Annotated in this window: 19 protein-coding genes; 7 read left to right on the top strand and 12 right to left on the bottom strand. The window is 42.5% G+C overall.

Annotated elements, in window-relative coordinates; all coding sequences use genetic code 11:
- The first annotated feature begins 54 nt into the window (after positions 1-54).
- Genes sdaAB through AABK40_RS08110 form a run of 3 tightly spaced genes read left to right on the top strand, consistent with a single transcriptional unit; the run spans position 55 to position 3,538 of the window.
- Complete coding sequence (sdaAB, locus tag AABK40_RS08120) at positions 55-729, top strand: L-serine ammonia-lyase, iron-sulfur-dependent subunit beta (RefSeq protein WP_332919163.1); 675 nt, start codon at positions 55-57, stop codon at positions 727-729.
- A gap of 28 nt (positions 730-757) precedes the next feature.
- Complete coding sequence (locus AABK40_RS08115; RefSeq protein WP_332919164.1) at positions 758-2,206, top strand: TolC family protein; 1,449 nt, start codon at positions 758-760, stop codon at positions 2,204-2,206.
- Between the two features lie 21 nt (positions 2,207-2,227).
- Positions 2,228-3,538, top strand: a complete 1,311-nt coding sequence (locus AABK40_RS08110; protein ID WP_338396719.1) for an efflux RND transporter periplasmic adaptor subunit — start codon at positions 2,228-2,230, stop codon at positions 3,536-3,538.
- A gap of 119 nt (positions 3,539-3,657) precedes the next feature.
- Here the strand turns inward: AABK40_RS08110 and pepT are convergent, their stop codons facing one another.
- Both pepT and AABK40_RS08100 read right to left on the bottom strand, forming a co-directional pair.
- Positions 3,658-4,890, bottom strand: coding sequence for a peptidase T (gene pepT, locus AABK40_RS08105; protein WP_332919166.1), 1,233 nt, complete (start codon positions 4,888-4,890; stop codon positions 3,658-3,660).
- A gap of 44 nt (positions 4,891-4,934) precedes the next feature.
- Complete coding sequence (locus AABK40_RS08100; protein WP_332919167.1) at positions 4,935-5,621, bottom strand: hypothetical protein; 687 nt, start codon at positions 5,619-5,621, stop codon at positions 4,935-4,937.
- Between the two features lie 249 nt (positions 5,622-5,870).
- Between AABK40_RS08100 and AABK40_RS08095 the strand changes: the two genes are divergently transcribed.
- A complete protein-coding gene (locus AABK40_RS08095; protein WP_332919168.1) occupies positions 5,871-6,008 on the top strand; it encodes a hypothetical protein in 138 nt (45 codons plus the stop codon).
- Positions 6,009-6,129: 121 nt separating this feature from the next.
- Here the strand turns inward: AABK40_RS08095 and pgi are convergent, their stop codons facing one another.
- Entirely contained in the window at positions 6,130-7,779 is a 1,650-nt protein-coding gene (pgi, locus tag AABK40_RS08090; RefSeq protein ID WP_338396718.1) for a glucose-6-phosphate isomerase, read from the bottom strand.
- 215 nt (positions 7,780-7,994) lie between these two features.
- Between pgi and AABK40_RS08085 the strand changes: the two genes are divergently transcribed.
- Complete coding sequence (locus AABK40_RS08085; protein WP_338396717.1) at positions 7,995-8,645, top strand: NUDIX hydrolase; 651 nt, start codon at positions 7,995-7,997, stop codon at positions 8,643-8,645.
- Between the two features lie 135 nt (positions 8,646-8,780).
- Here the strand turns inward: AABK40_RS08085 and AABK40_RS08080 are convergent, their stop codons facing one another.
- The 8 genes from AABK40_RS08080 to AABK40_RS08045 all read right to left on the bottom strand — a co-directional run bounded on the left by AABK40_RS08080 (position 8,781) and on the right by AABK40_RS08045 (position 14,729).
- Positions 8,781-9,605: a M48 family metalloprotease gene (locus tag AABK40_RS08080; protein WP_332919171.1), complete on the bottom strand. Its 825-nt coding sequence runs from the start codon at positions 9,603-9,605 to the stop codon at positions 8,781-8,783.
- Between the two features lie 50 nt (positions 9,606-9,655).
- Positions 9,656-10,597, bottom strand: a complete 942-nt coding sequence (locus tag AABK40_RS08075; RefSeq protein WP_332919172.1) for a bifunctional riboflavin kinase/FAD synthetase — start codon at positions 10,595-10,597, stop codon at positions 9,656-9,658.
- 34 nt (positions 10,598-10,631) lie between these two features.
- Positions 10,632-11,318 carry a tRNA pseudouridine(55) synthase TruB gene (gene truB, locus AABK40_RS08070; RefSeq protein ID WP_332919173.1) on the bottom strand — a complete coding sequence of 229 codons (687 nt, stop codon included), beginning with the start codon at positions 11,316-11,318 and terminating at the stop codon, positions 10,632-10,634.
- A gap of 16 nt (positions 11,319-11,334) precedes the next feature.
- Positions 11,335-12,129: an undecaprenyl-diphosphate phosphatase gene (locus AABK40_RS08065; protein ID WP_338396716.1), complete on the bottom strand. Its 795-nt coding sequence runs from the start codon at positions 12,127-12,129 to the stop codon at positions 11,335-11,337.
- Between the two features lie 3 nt (positions 12,130-12,132).
- Positions 12,133-12,339, bottom strand: coding sequence for a DUF3098 domain-containing protein (locus tag AABK40_RS08060; protein WP_332919175.1), 207 nt, complete (start codon positions 12,337-12,339; stop codon positions 12,133-12,135).
- A gap of 18 nt (positions 12,340-12,357) precedes the next feature.
- Positions 12,358-13,239 carry a cell division protein FtsX gene (locus tag AABK40_RS08055; RefSeq protein WP_338396715.1) on the bottom strand — a complete coding sequence of 294 codons (882 nt, stop codon included), beginning with the start codon at positions 13,237-13,239 and terminating at the stop codon, positions 12,358-12,360.
- A gap of 137 nt (positions 13,240-13,376) precedes the next feature.
- The gene (locus AABK40_RS08050) at positions 13,377-14,096 is read right to left on the bottom strand and encodes a hypothetical protein (RefSeq protein WP_338396714.1); all 720 of its coding nucleotides are present in this window, start codon (positions 14,094-14,096) and stop codon (positions 13,377-13,379) included.
- Positions 14,097-14,189: 93 nt separating this feature from the next.
- The gene (locus AABK40_RS08045; protein ID WP_332919178.1) at positions 14,190-14,729 is read right to left on the bottom strand and encodes an RNA polymerase sigma factor; all 540 of its coding nucleotides are present in this window, start codon (positions 14,727-14,729) and stop codon (positions 14,190-14,192) included.
- A 247-nt stretch (positions 14,730-14,976) separates the two neighbouring features.
- Between AABK40_RS08045 and AABK40_RS08040 the strand changes: the two genes are divergently transcribed.
- Positions 14,977-15,867 carry a YheT family hydrolase gene (locus tag AABK40_RS08040; RefSeq protein WP_332919179.1) on the top strand — a complete coding sequence of 297 codons (891 nt, stop codon included), beginning with the start codon at positions 14,977-14,979 and terminating at the stop codon, positions 15,865-15,867.
- A 47-nt stretch (positions 15,868-15,914) separates the two neighbouring features.
- The gene (locus tag AABK40_RS08035; RefSeq protein ID WP_332919180.1) at positions 15,915-16,109 is read left to right on the top strand and encodes a hypothetical protein; all 195 of its coding nucleotides are present in this window, start codon (positions 15,915-15,917) and stop codon (positions 16,107-16,109) included.
- A gap of 42 nt (positions 16,110-16,151) precedes the next feature.
- On the opposite strand, the gene AABK40_RS08030 is transcribed toward AABK40_RS08035, so the two are convergent.
- Complete coding sequence (locus AABK40_RS08030; protein WP_338396713.1) at positions 16,152-17,378, bottom strand: Glu/Leu/Phe/Val dehydrogenase dimerization domain-containing protein; 1,227 nt, start codon at positions 17,376-17,378, stop codon at positions 16,152-16,154.
- Between the last annotated feature and the right edge of the window lie 473 nt (positions 17,379-17,851).

The raw sequence follows: 17,851 nt of genomic DNA, 5'->3' as shown, positions 1-17,851 counted from the left end.
TTAAATAATATTTGTTTATCAGTAGCGAATTTAATAATATTTTCAATATAAGTTATGGCAGAGAGAAGCAGCGTTTTCGATATGATTGGTCCAGTGATGATCGGCCCATCGAGCAGTCACACTGCGGGTGTTGTTAGGATTGCCCGTGCGGCCATCAGAATTTTGGGTGCTCAGCCTGAACATGCTGAGATTACTTTTTATAATTCATTTGCCCGAACCTATGAGGGGCACGGTTCTGACCGCGCAATATTGGCAGGTTTGCTGGATTTTCATACGGATGACAAGCGTATCAAGACCGCCTTTGAGCATGCCGAGGAAGCGGGAATGGCCTATGAGTTTAAGTCCGTGGGAAATGCTTCGACCATGCACCCAAACACCATTAAGTTGCGCCTGAAGGCTCAGGATAATGTAGTGGAAGTGATCGGTGAAAGTCGCGGTGGCGGTGTGATCCGTATTGCGGAAGTGAATGGCTTCTCAGCGAATTTCTCAGCCAACTTGCATACTTTGATTATCCTTGCGGATGATCGTCCGGGATCGATTGCCTTTATCTCAAATATTTTATCTCATGATAATTGCAATATTGCCAACATGACGGTATCGCGCAGAGGGAAGTCGGATTTGGCCTGCCAGGTGATTGAGATGGATTCCCCGCTGCGCCCTTTAACAACGCAATATATCGATAGCCTAAGCTGGGTAAAGCACATTTTGTATGTGCCGATTATTGAATAACAACACGGAACAATTTTAACCTAATTATATGAACTGGAAACATCTGCCTATCTTTTTTTTGCTCAGCCTGCCCTGCATGACTGTTCAAGCGCAGCAACCTGCCGACGGTGGCTGGGATCTTTTGGCGTGTATTGAATACGCCAAGAGCAATAGCCTTGTGGTCAGTCAGCAAAAACTGAACAAGCAAGAGTCAGAAATTAACCTGAAGCAGGCACGGGCGAGTCGCTTTCCGACCATTTCAGGGGGGGGGCGTTATGGTAATTCCTGGGGGCGCTCCATTGACCGAACCACGAACCTTTTTGTGAATCAGCGGATTCAGACCAATGGGGTTTTTGCCAACGCCAATATGCCAATTTTTGCAGGCATGCAGGTTAATAATAACATCAATCAGGCAAATACAGAAACCAATATTGCAGAGAAAGACCTTGAAAAGTCACTCAATGATGTCATGCTTCAGGTAACACAAAGTTACATGAATGTGATTTTCAATAAAGAGCTGTTGGCCAATGCCAAGGATAAAGTGGCCACCACTGAAAAGCAGGTAGATCAGCTCGAAAAGCAATACAATGCTGGTGCGGTGGCAAAAACGGAACTGCTACAGATGCAATCCACTTTGGCGTCCAATGAGGCGGAACAAATTCAGCAGGAAAACAACCTGCGTTTTGCTTTGCTTCAGTTGCAGCAGAATATGCAAAAACCTGTCTCCACAGATTTCGATATTGTTGTGCCAGACATCAATCCTGACAAATACCCGTGGATTAATCAAACGGTGGAGCAAGTATATGCTATGGCATTGCAGACGCAGCCAGAAATTCAGGCGGCTGAAGAGCGCGAAACCAGTGCTTTATATGCCATGAGAATGGCCAAAGGGGCATTATTACCGAGTTTATCACTTTCAGCAAGTACCTTTACCAACTACTCGGATCAGAATTTGGTGCCAATTGGGGATGAGGTAGAGGTAATTGCCCGGTCTTCCTCCATCTTTTTGGATCAGGCGGGAAATCAGCCCGTATACCAAAAGTTTTCCATTCCTTCAGGGGAGTTTCAGACCGTCGGCTGGACCAAACAATATTCAGATAACTGGTCGAATGAATTACTGCTGAACCTGAGCATTCCTATTTTTGAGGGCTTTAAACGCACAGGTGATTATCAGCGTGCAAAAATCCAACAAAACAGGGCGGCGCTTAATGCTGTACAGACGAAAAATGAACTTCGCCAGAGCATTGAGCAAGCTTATAACGATGCCTATTCTGCCGTGAAAACCTACGATGCGGCACAGAAATCTGTGATTGCTCTTGAAGAAAACCTTCGTGCGGTACAATCGCGTTTCGATGCAGGAAGCGCCAATAGCGTAGAATTTCAGATTGCCTCCAACAGCCTTTTTGCAGCCAATACGGAATTGGTGCGGGCGAAATATGATTATGTTTTCAAGCTGAAATTATTGGAATTCTATACGGGTCAGCCCATCACTTTGTAACCACTTTTAAAATATTATACCATGAGTTTTTTTAGTAATATACTTCGCCCAAAGGTGTTGTTGATTATCCTTGGGGTAGTCCTTCTTTCCTTGTTTGGCTTGCATAAAGCTGGCGTGATCGGTTCCGATGAAGGGGTCGTTGTAGAGTTAGGTATGGTCCGATTGGGAGACCTTACGGAGGTGGTGAGTGCTTCGGGAATGATTCAGCCCGTGGTTGAAGTGAACATTTCGCCAGAGGTTTCTGGGGAGATTATCAAATTGAATATTCAGGAAGGGGATTCTGTAAAAAGTGGTGCACTATTGGCAAGAATTCGCCCTGACAATTTTATTTCAGCAGTGGACCGTGCGCGTGCGGCCTATAACCAGCAACAGGCGAACCTCGCCGTGGCCAAGTCTAACCTTGCCAAGGGCAAAGCTAATTTTGTTCGGGCGGAACAGGAGTACAAACGTCAGCAACAGCTGAAAAAGGACGAAGTGGTTTCTGTTGCAGATTTCCAGCGTGCCGAAGCGGAATTTCTTGCTGCTAAAGAGGATTTGGCGGCAGCGGAGGAGAATGTAAAGGCCTCCAATTATATTGTTAAATCATCGAGAGCTTCTTTGGCGGAGGCTCAGGAAAATTTGCGCCTGACGAACATTGTGGCGCCGATGGATGGCAAGGTTACGAAGCTGAGCGTTGAAAAAGGTGAACGGGTTGTAGGGACACAAACTATGGCAGGTACTGAAATGATGCGTATAGCGGACCTTTCAGCGATGGAAGCCAGAGTGGATGTGAATGAGAATGATATCATCAGGGTGCATAAAGGCGATACGGCTATTATTAATGTTGATTCTTATGCTTATTTAAATAAGAAATTTACGGGTGTGGTAACCTCGATTGCCAACACAGCAAAAGATAAGGCCTCAGCAGATGCTATTACGGAGTTTGAGGTAAAAATCCGTGTATTGAATTCCTCCTATGCTGATTTGTTGGAGGAGCAAAACGGTTTCCCTTTCCGTCCAGGAATGACGGCCAGTGTTGAGATAAAAACCAAAACTCGGAAAGATGCTGTGATGGCACCGCTTTCAGCAGTAACCACCCGTTCGGTTGCCGACAGCCTGAAGCACGGTGGCGTTGGTCGTTCGGATAAGGAAATTGAGGAAGTGGTGTTCATTAAAGATGGTGATGTGGCGAAGAAAGTGCCTGTGAAGACGGGTATTTCCAATTTCGATTTCATTGAAATCACCGAAGGGTTAAACTCTGGCGATGAATTAATCACGGGTCCTTATCAGATTATTTCCCGTAACCTAAACGATGGCGACAAGGTTCGTGTAGCGGAAAAGGAGGAAGAGTAATTGCATCATCAAATAAGCGATAGGGGAGTGCCATCATTTCGGAAGAAAGGTCTTACCCCCATCAGCATAAAAAAAGGCCCTTACGCTAACCGTAAGGGCCTTTTTTATCGCAGATGAAATTATTGGTGCTTCTGGGCAGTCAGTTCAGCAATCTTTACAATTACTTCAGTGGCTTTCTCAATGGCCTGAACAGGGACAAACTCATACTTTCCATGGAAGTTGTGCCCTCCTGCAAAGATATTCGGACAAGGAAGCCCCATGAATGAAAGACGCGCGCCATCAGTTCCTCCTCGGATCGGCTTGATCAATGGTTTAATTTCAAGCGATTTCATGGCTTCGGCAGCGATATCAACGATCTCCATCACTGGCTCGACCTTCTCACGCATATTGAAATACTGGTCTTTCATTGTCAGCTTGACCATGTCTGTGCCATATTTCTCCTGATATTTCTTGACCATCTTCTCTACAAATGCCTTGCGGGCTTCATATTTCTCCCCGTCGTGATCGCGGATAATGAATTGCAATTTAGAGGCTTCAATGGAGCCTTCCATATGAACCAAATGGAAAAAACCTTCATAGCCTTCCGTTGTTTCTGGTGTTTCATCAGCAGGGAATTCTTGCGCAAATTCAGTGGCTATTCTCATGGAATTAACCATCTTGTCTTTGGCAGCTCCTGGATGAACAGAAACCCCTTTGAATTCGATCGTTGCTCCTGCGGCATTGAAGTTCTCAAACTCAAGCTCCCCAACAGGGCCACCGTCAAGAGTGTAAGCGTAATCAGCATTAAATTTTTCAACATCGAAAAGATCTGCACCCTTGCCGACTTCCTCGTCAGGCGTGAAGCAAATTCGGATTTCCCCGTGCTTGATTGCTGGATTTTTGATCAGGAATTCCATTGCGGAAACAATCTCTGTTACGCCCGCTTTATCGTCAGCGCCCAAAAGGGTGGTGCCATCGGTGGTAATCAAATCCCATCCTTTATACTGAAGGATTTCTGGGAAGTCAGCAGTTTTCAGCACAATGTTTTGTTCTTTATTCAAAACGATGTCTTTGCCGTCATAATTTTCCCAAAGCTGTGGTTTTACGTTCGCCCCACAGAAATCTGGGGAAGTATCCATATGTGCTACAAACCCGATCGTCGGTACCTGATGATCTACATTTGCAGGAAGGGTGGCCATCACATACGCATGTTCGTCGATGGTGACCTCTTCCATCCCAATCTCCTTGAGTTCTTCGACCAGCATATTGGCCAGGTTAAACTGTTTTTGGGTTGATGGGATTGCTTCGACAGTCGGATCAGATTCCGTGTCGACTTTTACATATCTTGTAAATCTTTCAATGATGGCTTTCATAGTCTTTTCTGTTGTTTGTAGGGGGTGATCCCTCAAAATCTTAATTATTGATAAGTAAGCTCTCTTTCCTCAAGGGCGTACTTGGTTACGTTCTGATAATGGAAACCATACTCGGTTTTCAGTCTTCGTTGTAACCAGTTGCCTTGTTTGTCTTTTTTCAGATACTTGAACTGGGTAATATAATGGAATTCTTCAAAACTGATTTTCCTGCGGTGGCGGCTGCCTTTTTCTTCTATGAGGCGCCCTTTTTTATCATATCGGAAGGAGGCTGTTTGAAATACAGAACCATGCTCATTACTGAATTCAATACGCTCAATGAGTTTCTGTTCATTGTATTGAAAAGTAATGAGGGTCGTTTCACCTTCTTTATAATCCGTAATGATAATTTTCTCGATCAGCTGGTCATCAGTCCTGATCACTTCCTCCTGCGCCAAAAGCTCGTCTTGCTGGCTAAAAGTCTTTTTAATGAAAGAGTGGTTTTCACCCATATCAACCCTGACACGTGTGTCGGTGGATTTTTTACGGTTATTGACACGGTGCTCAATTCTTGTGCTACCTTCCTCTTCGACCTTGATCGATACTTCTCCCACAGCAATCTCTTTCCTGAAGGCATTGAATAAACCCAATCGTTTATATTGTTCCAGAAAAAAAATGGTTTTGCGGAACGTCTTGATGTTACCATTCAGCTCCTGTATGAGACATTCTTCTGGTAAAATTGTGTTGATGATCATAATGCATCAAAATTGTGAACCATCAAATTTAGCTAAAAATACATATTCTTCGGGCTTCTTGAGGCTGAATTTTTAATGGATTTATCCTGTAGGGAAGTGCGATTAGGTGTATAGTTGTATGGGTTTAAACCAAAAAAGAGTCGATTGATCAGATGGTCGTATCTTTTTAATTTTTTCTTGGTATATCACTATATAAATTAAATGTGCCTTTGGCACGGAAATGGAAAGAATAAAATAAAGATAAAGAACATGAAATCAGAAGTTTCCGAATATTATGTGGGTCCTGGAGGGTTATTGTTGAAGAAAGAGGAACAGTTTTTCAGAGCCTTGAAATGGGTAGTGGTTGAAAGTAATGAATTTGAATTGACCATCATTGAGTTAAAATAAAAAAAAGCGTATCGGAATGTTATCCGATACGCTTTTTACTTTTAGGGGCTGAATCCGTAAAAAAATGGCATTATCAGTACTTTGATACCGCCATTTTATGGGTAAGCCCTTTTTATTTTGCTTAACGCATTGCTTTATAAGCGTTGATCAGGCCATTTGTAGAGCTATCGTGAGAAGCCACTTCCTCGTCGTTATTCAATTCAGGAAGGATTTGATTAGCCAGTTGCTTGCCTAATTCCACACCCCACTGATCGAAAGAGAAGATATTCCAGATAACGCCCTGAACGAAAATTTTGTGCTCGTACATTGCAATCAAAGCGCCCAAAGTACGAGGAGTAATTTGTTTCGCCAAAATTGAGTTAGTTGGACGGTTGCCTTCAAAGATTTTGAAAGGCACCAAATCTTCCACCTCTTCAGCAGACTTTCCTGCGGTAGCAAATTCCGCACGAACTTGTTCTTCCGTTTTTCCAGTCATCAACGCTTCTGTCTGTGCAAAGAAGTTGGCCAATAATTTTGGATGGTGGTCGCTGATTTGGTTATGGCTGATCGCAGGAGCGATAAAGTCACATGGGATCATTTTTGTACCCTGGTGAATCAACTGATAAAATGCATGCTGACCATTGGTGCCTGGTTCTCCCCAAATAATTGGACCAGTTTGGTAGTCTACTGGCTTACCTGCTCGGTCCACACATTTTCCATTGGATTCCATATTTCCTTGTTGGAAATAAGCCGCAAAACGGTGCATATACTGATCGTAAGGTAAAATAGCTTCCGACTCAGCGCCGAAGAAGTTGTTGTACCAAATGCCGATCAAGGCCAATATCACAGGAATGTTGTTTTCGAGATCAGTGGTAGCGAAGTGCTGATCCATGGCGTGCGCACCTTCAAGCAAAGCTTTGTAGTTATCATAGCCAATAGCGCAGGCAATAGAAAGACCAATCGCAGACCATAATGAATAACGGCCTCCAACCCAATCCCAGAATTCAAACATATTGTCAGTATCAATACCGAAAGCAGCAACACCTTTGGCATTCGTAGAAAGAGCAACAAAGTGCTTGGCTACATGTCCTTCTTCTTGTGCTACTTTCAGGAACCAGTCCTTTGCAGAGTTTGCATTGGTCATGGTTTCTTGAGTTGTGAATGTCTTTGAAGCTACAAGGAAAAGCGTCGTTTCAGGGTTCAGTGGCTTCAAAACTTCAGCAACATGTGTTCCATCTACATTTGAAATGAAATGCACATTCAAGTTGTCTTTTTTGTAGGCTTTAAGGGCCTCGGTAACCATCAAAGGGCCCAAATCTGAGCCACCAATTCCAATATTTACAATATCAGTAATTGACTTACCTGTGTAGCCTTTCCATGCTCCAGAAGAAACTCGGTTAGAAAATGTTTCAACTTTAGCCAAAACCTCATTTACAGCAGGCATAACGTCAGCACCATCCACCATAATTGGTGTGTTGGATTGGTTACGAAGTGCGATGTGCAATACCGAACGACCTTCTGTCTGATTGATTTTTTCACCCGCAAACATAGACTGAATAGCATCCTCAACACCTGTTTCTTTCGCCAGTTGTGTTAATTTAGCTAAGGTATCTTCAGTAATGATGTTTTTAGAGTAATCAAGAAGGATATCCTCAAATTTTGTAGAGAATTTTTTGAATCGCTCAGGATCTTTTGCGAAAAGATCTTTCATTTGAGCAGATTTCATGTCCTGGAAGTGTGCGTCCAAATCAGCCCATGCAGCTGTTTTCGTTGGATTTTGAGTCTTCAACATTTTAATATATAATTGAAATTAGTGTTTCTGAATTGATATTGCGAAATTATCGATTTTCGATAGAGTAACAACAACATAGGTCATTGTTTTCGTTTTCTTAATATAGTACAAGATTTTTAATTGACCTTATTTATAACTGTATTAAGTGTTAATTGATTGATGTTTAATGGTTTTGTGTGTAGTTTGAAGGCGGATTTTATTGAATTTAATTTATCATGACAAATAATAGATCCATAAATAATTTCGATTCCTGGCTGAAGCAAAGACTTCAGGAGCCATTGCCAGGCCCCGATGTACAGCGAGAAATGGCACCATTCGCAGATGCTTTTGATCGCTTTGAAGCTGATCGTCGGAACGCAAGGCAAAGTGCTGTGTTAATCAATGTAATGGAATCGGCAGGGCGACTATGCTTTCCTTTGATTCAAAGGCCTGTATATCAAGGGGTCCACAGTGGGCAAGTCGGGCTGCCTGGGGGGAAACAGGATGAAGGGGACCAAAGTGTGGTTGCCACGGCACTCCGAGAGGCAAATGAGGAAATTGGCCTGTTGGCAGAGACGGTACAGGTGGTCGGAGAGCTGACAGACCTATTTGTCCCTGTCAGTAATTTCATTATTCAGCCAGTGATCAGTGTGTGCAAGCAACCCGTCGATTTTCAGCCTGACCCCAGGGAGGTAGAGGAGATTTTTCTTTGTGATTTGGAGGAGTTGGTGCTACAACAGGAGCCCTCAGCACGGACAGAAGTATCTACAGGAAAGGGAAAGCTTGAAGTGCCGTTTTTTGAGGTTGGTGGCAAGGTGGTTTGGGGGGCCACAGCGATAATCCTTGGAGAATTTCGCAGTTTATGTGCTCCGTATTTTACGGATTGAGCGTTTTAGCGGCCTCTTACGGTTGTCGCCGTGAGGGTATAAAAACAAATTAACCTGCATCAAACCGAGGCAATACGACAGGGAAATACTGGCGGATAGCTTCTGACTTAATACAGGTTAATTTAAATGGGGGAATTATAGATTCAGGTCACTTTTAAACTGATCGTATGCAGCCTGTGTGCCTGAGGGCTTGGTAGAGCAGCCGATTTTGTCGGCTTCTTCAGGGATATATTCAGCACGATCTGCTGGGGAAGGGTGGGAAGAGAAAAATTGTTCAATACTGTTGCTGATATCGCCACTGTTAGCTGCCTGTTCCTCTTCAAGTTTTTGAAAAAACGTAGCTGCACCATCACATTTGTATTTGGTACCTGCCAAATATTCTACGGATTCAAGATCAGCTTCTTTTTCAAACTTCTGGCTGAATTGTGCAATAGCGCCGTTAGTCGCCAAAGCAAGTGCCATCTGGCTCAGTTCGGATTCCGCTTGCCCACTGATAATGCTAATCAAAAACTGGATGCCATACTCCTTCTGCATATTTCGGCTTGTATGCCTTAGGTCGGCATGGGCGATTTCGTGGCCCATAACTCCTGCTAAATCATCAGGAGAGTCGAGGTACTTGATCAGCCCTGTGTATACATAAATGTAGCCTCCTGGTGTCGCAAATGCATTCAGGACTTCATCGTCTTTAATGATTTTTAATTCCCAGTTGAAATCATTTGCATAAGCTACTTTGCCCGAATTAAGGATGTCATCTCGCATGCCATTGAGGTAATTGTAAGCCTCAGGGAAATCCGATGGAGAAAGGATGTTGTACTGTGGATCGTTATTGATTTGGTTGCTCACCTGTTGCCCAAGCTCTTTATCTTGTGAGATGCCAAATAAAACGAGGTTGTTATTTTTATCACATGATAAGGTAGGGAAGAGGAGTAGGAGAATAAGTAGGTAGTTAAGATACTTCATTGCAATATAAGTTGATGTAATTAATTGGTCTTACATCAAATTAACGAAGCCTATCTACGATAGTTTTTTAATATTGTTTTTGCGGCATTTTTGTCCTCTTCAAGAGCTGATTTTAAGGCTGCTACAGATTCGAATTTTTTTTCCTCTCGAAGTCGATCAATAAAAATTACCCTGACGCATTGCTGATAGAGGTCTTTGTCAAAATCAAAAATGTGTACTTCCATTTTTACATCTTCAGTAGCCGACACGGTTGGGTTTTTTCCGATATTAAGCATTCCCTCCATAAGTGCTCCTTCGAATTCAACCAATACTGCATAGACCCCGAATTTAGGAATGAGTTTGTGTTTAAACGCTACCTCGATATTGGCGGTAGGGAACTGAATCGTTCTGCCTAATTTTTGCCCATGCACCACCTGCCCAGAAAGTTCATAAGGGCGACTTAAATATTGATTGGCCTCTTTAAGTGTACCTCTTAACAAGTGGTTCCTGATTTTGGAGGAGGATACCCCGACTTCGTCTACATCATGTCGACTGATCTCTTCAAGTTCAAAACCGAAACGGTCCTGATTTTGCTTGAGGAATTCAAAATTCCCTGACCTGTTTTTTCCGAAATGATGGTCGTAGCCGATCACCAGTTTTTTGGTGCCGATAGCATTGATGAGTATGTTTTGCACAAAATCTTCAGGAGCCATCTGTGCAAACTCCTGGGTAAATGGCAGCCGAATTAGGTGGTCGATACCATTCTGTGATAGCAACTCTGCTTTTTCCTCTATGGAAGAAAGTAATTGAAGAGAATTATCCTCAGGGAAAAGGACGTGGCGAGGGTGTGGCCAGTAGGTGATCAGGACGGTTTCTCCGTTATGCTGATCCGCAATTTTCCGAATTCTTTTCAGGATTTTTTGGTGACCCTGGTGTACGCCGTCAAAGGTGCCACTGGTAACCACGGCATATTGAGGAGCGATGAATTCACTGAGGTTGTTATATATTTTCATAGCAAAAAAGGGAGGCTTTTACCCCTCCCAACTTTTAATTTTCTTCTTTTTTAAAGGCAGCGATAAAGTCCTCGACAGTTCTGGCGTCTTCTACTTTAAAGTCTCCAATACGGGTTCTTCGTAAAGCTGCAAGGTGGCCGCCAACATTCAGTGCCTGGCCCAAATCATGGGCAATACTTCTGATGTAGGTGCCTTTGGAGCAAACAATTCTGAAATCCACCTTTGGGAAATCAATATTGGTGATTTCAAACTCGTGAATGGTCACTTGTCGTGCTTTAACCTCTACGGTTTTGCCTTTGCGGGCAGCCTTGTAAAGGCGTTGGCCATTGACTTTAATCGCTGAATACATCGGCGGAATCTGCTCAATTTCGCCCAAAAATGCAGGCACAGCTTCATGAACCATTTCAGCAGTTAAATGCTGAATGTCCTTTTCGGCATCAACCTCCGTTTCCGCATCATAGGATGGGGTGGTTTGCCCCAGGGTAATGGTGCCTGTATATTCTTTTTCCTGTGCTTGGTAAGATTCGATCTGCTTCGTCATTTTACCTGTGCACAAAATCAAAAGGCCTGTCGCTAATGGATCTAAAGTACCTGCGTGGCCAATTTTTTTTATTTTGATCAGATTTCTCAATTTTCCCACTACGTCGAAAGAGGTCCAAGTTTTTGGTTTGTCAATCAACAACACTTGCCCTGCCAGGAAATCTAAGTCCTTTAAATCCATCTATGATAAAGTTTTGTTATGCAATGAATAGTGTATATCCGATAGCGGTAAAGCCAACGACGATACAGTAAACCGCAAAATAAATCAATTTTCCCTTTTTAACGAGGTTTATCATCCATTTACAGGCTACAACCCCTGCAATAAATGCCGTAACGAACCCAATAGCAATGACTGGGATACTCAAATCCGAAACCGTAGAAGGGTCAAATTTTAGCAGCTCCAATAGGTTGGCGCCAAGAATAGGCGCTAATACCATCAGAAAAGAAAAGCGTGTTGCTTCTTCTTTTTTAACTCCCATCAATAAGCCCGTGGCAATGGTAGAGCCAGATCTTGAAATTCCAGGAATAACGGCAATGGCTTGGGCGATACCCATACCGATGGCCGATTTCCATCCTATTTGCGATGTTTCGTTCTTGGCAAAATAGGTGAAAGAGAGTAAACCTCCAGTAAATAAAAGTGATATTCCTACGGCGAGAATATTACCGAAGAAGAAATCTTCTAAAGCATCTTTGAGGAAAATCCCTACGAAAAAGACGGGGATCATCGAAACGACCAAAAGTAAAATGTATTTTTTACTGTCATTCCAACTTGGTGTAATCCCCTCCTGAACCAACTTCCGAATTTCTGTAAAATAAATGACAATGGTAGAAAGGACGGTGGCACCGTGGAGGATCATCGTGAACAGGACATCTTCACTTACATGCACATTCATAATGGCTTTAGCCAATTCAATGTGTCCACTACTACTTACAGGCAAGAACTCCGTGAATCCTTGGATCAAGCCTAAAACTAAAGCCTCTATTAAGCTCATTAATTATTTTGATTTATGAAAAAGTGCATAAAATTCAATCGCAAATCCGACCAAGATAGTGACGGGTCCAAGCGTAAGTCCTAAGAAACCAAAACCGAAAGTCTCAGTATCAAGGGTCATGATGATGAAGCCCAGTGCTAACACCAGGATGCCCACTAACATAATAATGTAGTTCTTCTTATTGAAAGGCATTGCTTTTTGTTCCTCCATAGGAATAAATATGTTTAATTAATATAGTTCATTTAAAGACATTCCAAGGTACTTTTTTACTGATCGTTTCGTGCTGAAAAAGCTGACCAATATTCCCATTGAGCACATTAGCCCGATGAGGATACCAATTTCCTTGGGTGCATACAAGGTGCTGAGTCCATCGATATTGTAGATGGCGTAATACAATAACCCTAATAAAGCGGCACTGGCAACCAAACCACCCAATAACCCATGCCAAACGGACCTCAATATAAAAGGCTTTTGGATGAATTGGTTGGTAGCGCCCACGAGCTGCATAGATCGGATTAAAAAGCGTTGACTGAATAATGCCAGCTTGATGGTGTTGTTAATCAAAATGGAAACGACAACGAATAGGAGAAGCGCTAACCCAATAAGAATTACACTTACCTTGGCGAAATTTTCCTGAATCTGGTCTGCCAAATTTTTGACATAAGTAACTTCAAATACGGAAGGATTTTTACTTAGTTTGGCCTTGATCATGGCAAGGGAGTCGGCATTTTGATACCCTTCCTTTAGTCGGATTGTAAAAGCATCATGTAGGGGGTTATCTCCTAAAAAAGCAGAGAAATCTTCCCCAGTATCACTTAGGAAGGTCTTTGCGGCCTCTTCTTTGGAAATAAATTTGATATTTTCAGCAGCTGGATCAAGTAGATAAGGCTGCAAAGCCAGTTCACGTTTAAATTGCGTTGTTTTGGCCTGTTTAATCCCTTTATTTAAAAATACTTGTACCTCTAATTTACTCTTTATCTTTGCACTAAGCTTGATGGTTTGAATGTAGGAAAGCCCTAACAGACCAACGATGAAAAGTGCTAATGCTGTACTAAATACAACACTCAGTAAAGGATACGAACCAAGTTTCTTCTTTTCTGTTTTTGCCATTGTTTGCGGAAAAATCACATAAGTTGCTAATATAATTTGCTTATGTTCCTGAAACAAAAAAAATCGGCAATGGGAGTGCTAAAAAGTGTTAAATGGGAGATAAAAAAAGCCACTATTTAATAGTGGCTTTTTCATTTTTATTCTAACGGAAGTGTTGTTGTGGTCTTTTTTAATTGAAAAATGGAACCATTGATCTTAACACTTAAAATATCATTTTCTTGTTTCAGTAACTCAACATTATCAAAATTACCAAATAAGGTAAGTTGATTATCAGTGAGTTGGTATCTCTGTCTCCCTTTGTGGGGTAAAATCTTAACCTTAATCTGTTGAAAGTGATCCGTGTTCAGCTGCTTGCTGTTTGGTACTTCGATCGATGCGGGGCTATTAATGAAATCATTTGGCTCAGAAATTTGTGGCCTGTTGATATTTTTATTTTTCTTTTTTTCGGGAGGCAGCGTTTTTGTTGCCAATGCATTTGATTTTGCTTGCTGGGAAATCTTTGGCAGCTCTTCGATAGGCTCACTGGTGGGTCTTTCAGGCTGACCAATTAAGGATAACCTATTTTCCTGACTGATTTCCTCAGGAATATGGGTGCTAACCTCGGATACTGGAACGACAGGAATAATTGTGGTTTGATCCAGATTGGAAACATAAGCATAACCACCCACGAGTACGCTAATGACCGCTACGCCTACGCTGGCAGCAATACCCCAGAAGGCGGAGGTTAATGCAGATGACTTTTGAATTGGGATTTCACTCAACCGTTGCTTTAACTGTCCAGCGCGATAATCTGACAAAGCCTGACGAATGCCTTTTTGTATTTGAACCTCTTCTTTCAGATCAGGGAACACTCCCATGGCCTTTTCGAACCCCTGAAGATCAGGCTTACTTAAATTTTGATCAAGGTAATCCTCAATCAGATCAAAATATTTGTTTTCAGTGTTCATAGGTTAATCGAGAAAGTCATTGGATGTAAAATGTGATTTTATATAAAGGTCCAATTTTTTTTTGCATTTATATTTTCTGGTTTTTGCGGTGTCAGCATTTGCCAAACCGAATTTTTGAGCAATTTCAGGCATCCCCAAGCCATCAAAATAATGCGCCGTCAGGATGTCTCTGCAAGAATCTCCCATTTTTTTAATACAATCACGAATGATCTTATTTCTTTCATCTTGCTCAAAATTTGAGGAGGTGATTACTTCTGCCTCTTCATTGGAGAAGCGTTTTTTACGACTTAACTCTCTTCGCCAAAGGTTTTGACTTACTCCAAAGAGATAAGTACTGATCTTGGCGGTCAGGGTTAATTCTTTTTTAGCCACCTTTTGCCAAAAAATGACCAAAGCATCCTGAAAGACATCCTTGGCCTCATCCTCAGTTCCGCCATTACGCATGATATACTTTGTAATCATACTATAAAGTTTGACGTACAAATAATCAAGAGCACTTTCGTCACCTTGTTCTATTCGTTGGATGATTTCTTTGTCTTGCATTGACTATGGGTTAATCGGTAAGATGGATAAAAAGTAACCCTAATACAGTAGAGTTTGGGTGTTTTTGTGATATAAATTAAATAAAAAAACGTTAAATATGATTTCGTAGGGGGTGATCAGAGACTTAAAATACCAATTTTTAAACGATAATACTACCTTTAGGGAACTTAACGGCTTATCGACCAATTTATTGAAGTAAATGACAAAAAAATATTATAAACGCCCGAAATTTTTGTTCAACAGGCATATGGAGACCATTTTCCCGACACTTTCCCGTAAGGTGGCAGTACCGATGCAGCAGCAGCGTTTAGAGCTCGATGACGGGGATTTTTTGGATTTATACTGGAAAATTAAGGGAAATGAGAACCTCGTGATTTTATGCCATGGGCTGGAAGGTGATGCCGAGCGGATGTATATGCAGGGGATGGTGCGGGCGCTTCAGGATGATTTTGATTGTTTGAGCTTTAATTATCGTGGCTGCGGCACAGAGATGAATCGTTTGCGGCGATTTTATCATTCAGGGGCAACGGACGACCTTCAGCGGGTAGTAGAGGCTGCTCAGGCACGGGGGTATGATCATTTGTTTTTGGTGGGCTTCAGCCTTGGTGGGAATTTGACCTTGCGATATCTTGGCGAGCAGGGTAAAGACTCAGGGATCAAGGCAGCGGTTGCGATTTCCACGCCTTTGGATTTATATGGCTGTACCATTGAGCTGCATAAACGGCATAATAAAATTTACCACGATCGCTTTTTAAAAAGCCTGAAGGAAAAGGTTCGTCGTAAAGCAAAGCTAAGAGAGGGTGATTTTGACCTTCAGGCGCTTGGGAGGCTTAAAACCCTTTGGGATTTCGACGATCAGTTTACGGCTCCGATTGCTGGATTTGAAGGTGCGAAAGATTACTATACCAAATGTAGCTCTGGCGCTGTGTTGGACCACATTCAGGTGCCGACCATGATTTTGAATGCAAAGAATGACCCCTTTCTTTCCGATACCTGTTATGCGGAGCATTATCAGCTTAGTCACGATAATATTCAATTTTTGCAACCTGATTTTGGAGGGCATGTGGGCTTTTTTCAGTTTGGCGGACGTTATTATTCAGAAATGGTAACACATTCATTTTTAGTGGATCAGCGTTGATTGGCACTGTTTTGGTTACATTCTCCGTGGATAAAAAAAGGTGATTTATGAAATTAGTTCACATCAACGAGAATGGCGTCAGGTTTTATGCTATGGCAGGTAATTTATTCGCTATCGCAAATATTGACAGTCAAAGTACGGTTTCTACTTGCTTGAGCTTTACGAATTTGAGTGAAAGCCGACTTGATCATATGGATGCCAAGGAAGTCAGGAAATTGCAGCAGGATTTTGGGAAAGCATGAAATAGCTAAAAAAAACGATACTCGGGGTATCGTTTTTTTTGTTTAAAGCAATTTCTTAAGTGCAATTTCAAGTGATCTTTCGGCCAAGTGGTGCTTCTGAGGTTGCCTTTGGTGCAATTCATGGAGCGCCTTTTTGATGGTTGCAGAAATATCAGTAAAAATGTTGGTGTCCGTGATTTCTACCTCCGTGGACATCAGGTAAGCAAAAACACGCGCCATGCCACAGTTGGCAATAAAGTCGGAAAGTATGGCTACTTTTTCATCAGCAAATTTTGTGGTCTTGCCCATGAAAATTTCTGGATCATTGAAGGGGACATTGGCTCCGCAACTGATAACCTCCAATCCATGATCTATCATCGCCTGAACTTGCTGTTGTTGTACCAGTCGTGATGCTGCAGCAGGAATGAAAATCTCCGCACCCATTGTCCATATTTGCTGGTTTGCTTGTTCAAAAGATAGCAGGTTTTCTGCTTTTAACTGATTGCCATTTCGCTCACTGAACAGGGTGTTGATTTCTTCCTGAGAAAAGCCCTCATCAGTAAGGAGTCCCCCATTTTTGTCGATAATTCCCACGACTCTCGCCCCGTGCTTAGTCAGGAAAAAACCTGCAGCCGCACCCACATTTCCCCATCCCTGAATAATGGCACGTTTTCCTTTTAAATTTCCGCCCCAAAGTTGGTAATAATGATATACCGCCTCAGCGACGCCGAAGCCTGTTACCATATCCGAAATAGTGAGTTTTTGCTGAACGTCAGGAGTGTAATTCAGGTCTTCAATCACTTTTTTTACGCCTAACCTGAGCTGTCCAAGCTTTTTGATTTTCTGAGGCGCTGTCGCTTGGTGATGCCCGTTGACAATCCCTTCCTGCGGGTGCCAAAGTCCAAAATCCTCGGTGATCGGAATAACTTCATCAATCTCGTCAATGTTCAAGTCGCCGCCAGTGCCATAATAAGCTTTCAGCAGGGGGGTAACTGCCTTGTACCAGCGTTTAAGCACCTCCGTTTTGCGGGGGTCTTTGGGGTCAAAATCGATGCCCGATTTAGCTCCGCCGATATTGGGTCCTGAAACGGTAAACTTGATCTCCATGGTTTTGGCGAGAGAAAGCACTTCCCGAACATCAAGACCTTTACGCATTCTTGTGCCGCCGCCAGCAGCTCCACCACGGAGGGAGTTGATCACCACCCAGCCTTTGGCTTCAGTGTGGGGGTCGTTCCATTCAAAAATAATTTCAGCGGGCTTTTCTTCAAATTGGTTAAGTAGGGTTTTCATCGTTGGGGTTCAGTAAGTATTATGATGATGCTTATAATAAGATACTATTTTTAACTGAAAGTAGAAGGAAACCGATGGCTGAAAAATTAAAAAAGGCGACCGAATATTGTTGTATTTCAGTGAAACCTCTCCCTGAATTTTGAGTGGTCTTTTTGTTGTCCACAGAGGAGATAGGTGCACGCAGATTTTTTTAGGCACCTCAAATTGGATATCACTGCTTTTCTCCGTGACATCGAATTACAAAAAGGGAAATAGAGGAAGCCCATTGGAAAGTATGCAATGTTTATCAATACTTGGTCAGCGCAGAACGCCTTGACGGAAGAGAACGAAGTCGGTGAGAAACCTGATCTGTGGATTAAAAATAAAGTGATAATTCAGGATTGTTATCCGCACAGAAAAACACCTCATGTATCTTCCATGCAAGGGCGATGGAGGATGTATTCAATGACTGTAAATGATATTTCTTGACGCCA

This window comes from Persicobacter psychrovividus (assembly GCF_036492425.1).
Lineage (GTDB): Bacteria > Bacteroidota > Bacteroidia > Cytophagales > Cyclobacteriaceae > Persicobacter > Persicobacter psychrovividus.
The sequence above is the reverse complement of the archived record's forward strand: the minus strand, read 5'-3'. Positions and strand labels throughout refer to the sequence as shown.

Excerpts from the sequence above, each read along its gene's own strand:
- AABK40_RS08060 (WP_332919175.1), bottom strand. The coding sequence starts at position 12,339 with ATGGAGGAACAAAAAGCAATGCCTTTCAATAAGAAGAACTACATTATT.
- AABK40_RS08115 (WP_332919164.1), top strand. The coding sequence starts at position 758 with ATGAACTGGAAACATCTGCCTATCTTTTTTTTGCTCAGCCTGCCCTGC.
- AABK40_RS08110 (WP_338396719.1), top strand. The coding sequence starts at position 2,228 with ATGAGTTTTTTTAGTAATATACTTCGCCCAAAGGTGTTGTTGATTATC.
- AABK40_RS08045 (WP_332919178.1), bottom strand. The coding sequence starts at position 14,729 with ATGCAAGACAAAGAAATCATCCAACGAATAGAACAAGGTGACGAAAGT.
- AABK40_RS08085 (WP_338396717.1), top strand. The coding sequence starts at position 7,995 with ATGACAAATAATAGATCCATAAATAATTTCGATTCCTGGCTGAAGCAA.
- truB (WP_332919173.1), bottom strand. The coding sequence starts at position 11,318 with ATGGATTTAAAGGACTTAGATTTCCTGGCAGGGCAAGTGTTGTTGATT.
- AABK40_RS08095 (WP_332919168.1), top strand. The coding sequence starts at position 5,871 with ATGAAATCAGAAGTTTCCGAATATTATGTGGGTCCTGGAGGGTTATTG.
- AABK40_RS08055 (WP_338396715.1), bottom strand. The coding sequence starts at position 13,239 with ATGGCAAAAACAGAAAAGAAGAAACTTGGTTCGTATCCTTTACTGAGT.
- AABK40_RS08040 (WP_332919179.1), top strand. The coding sequence starts at position 14,977 with ATGGAGACCATTTTCCCGACACTTTCCCGTAAGGTGGCAGTACCGATG.
- pgi (WP_338396718.1), bottom strand. The coding sequence starts at position 7,779 with ATGTTGAAGACTCAAAATCCAACGAAAACAGCTGCATGGGCTGATTTG.
- AABK40_RS08080 (WP_332919171.1), bottom strand. The coding sequence starts at position 9,605 with ATGAAGTATCTTAACTACCTACTTATTCTCCTACTCCTCTTCCCTACC.
- AABK40_RS08075 (WP_332919172.1), bottom strand. The coding sequence starts at position 10,597 with ATGAAAATATATAACAACCTCAGTGAATTCATCGCTCCTCAATATGCC.
- AABK40_RS08065 (WP_338396716.1), bottom strand. The coding sequence starts at position 12,129 with ATGAGCTTAATAGAGGCTTTAGTTTTAGGCTTGATCCAAGGATTCACG.
- AABK40_RS08035 (WP_332919180.1), top strand. The coding sequence starts at position 15,915 with ATGAAATTAGTTCACATCAACGAGAATGGCGTCAGGTTTTATGCTATG.
- AABK40_RS08100 (WP_332919167.1), bottom strand. The coding sequence starts at position 5,621 with ATGATCATCAACACAATTTTACCAGAAGAATGTCTCATACAGGAGCTG.
- pepT (WP_332919166.1), bottom strand. The coding sequence starts at position 4,890 with ATGAAAGCCATCATTGAAAGATTTACAAGATATGTAAAAGTCGACACG.
- sdaAB (WP_332919163.1), top strand. The coding sequence starts at position 55 with ATGGCAGAGAGAAGCAGCGTTTTCGATATGATTGGTCCAGTGATGATC.
- AABK40_RS08050 (WP_338396714.1), bottom strand. The coding sequence starts at position 14,096 with ATGGGAGTGTTCCCTGATCTGAAAGAAGAGGTTCAAATACAAAAAGGC.
- AABK40_RS08030 (WP_338396713.1), bottom strand. The coding sequence starts at position 17,378 with ATGAAAACCCTACTTAACCAATTTGAAGAAAAGCCCGCTGAAATTATT.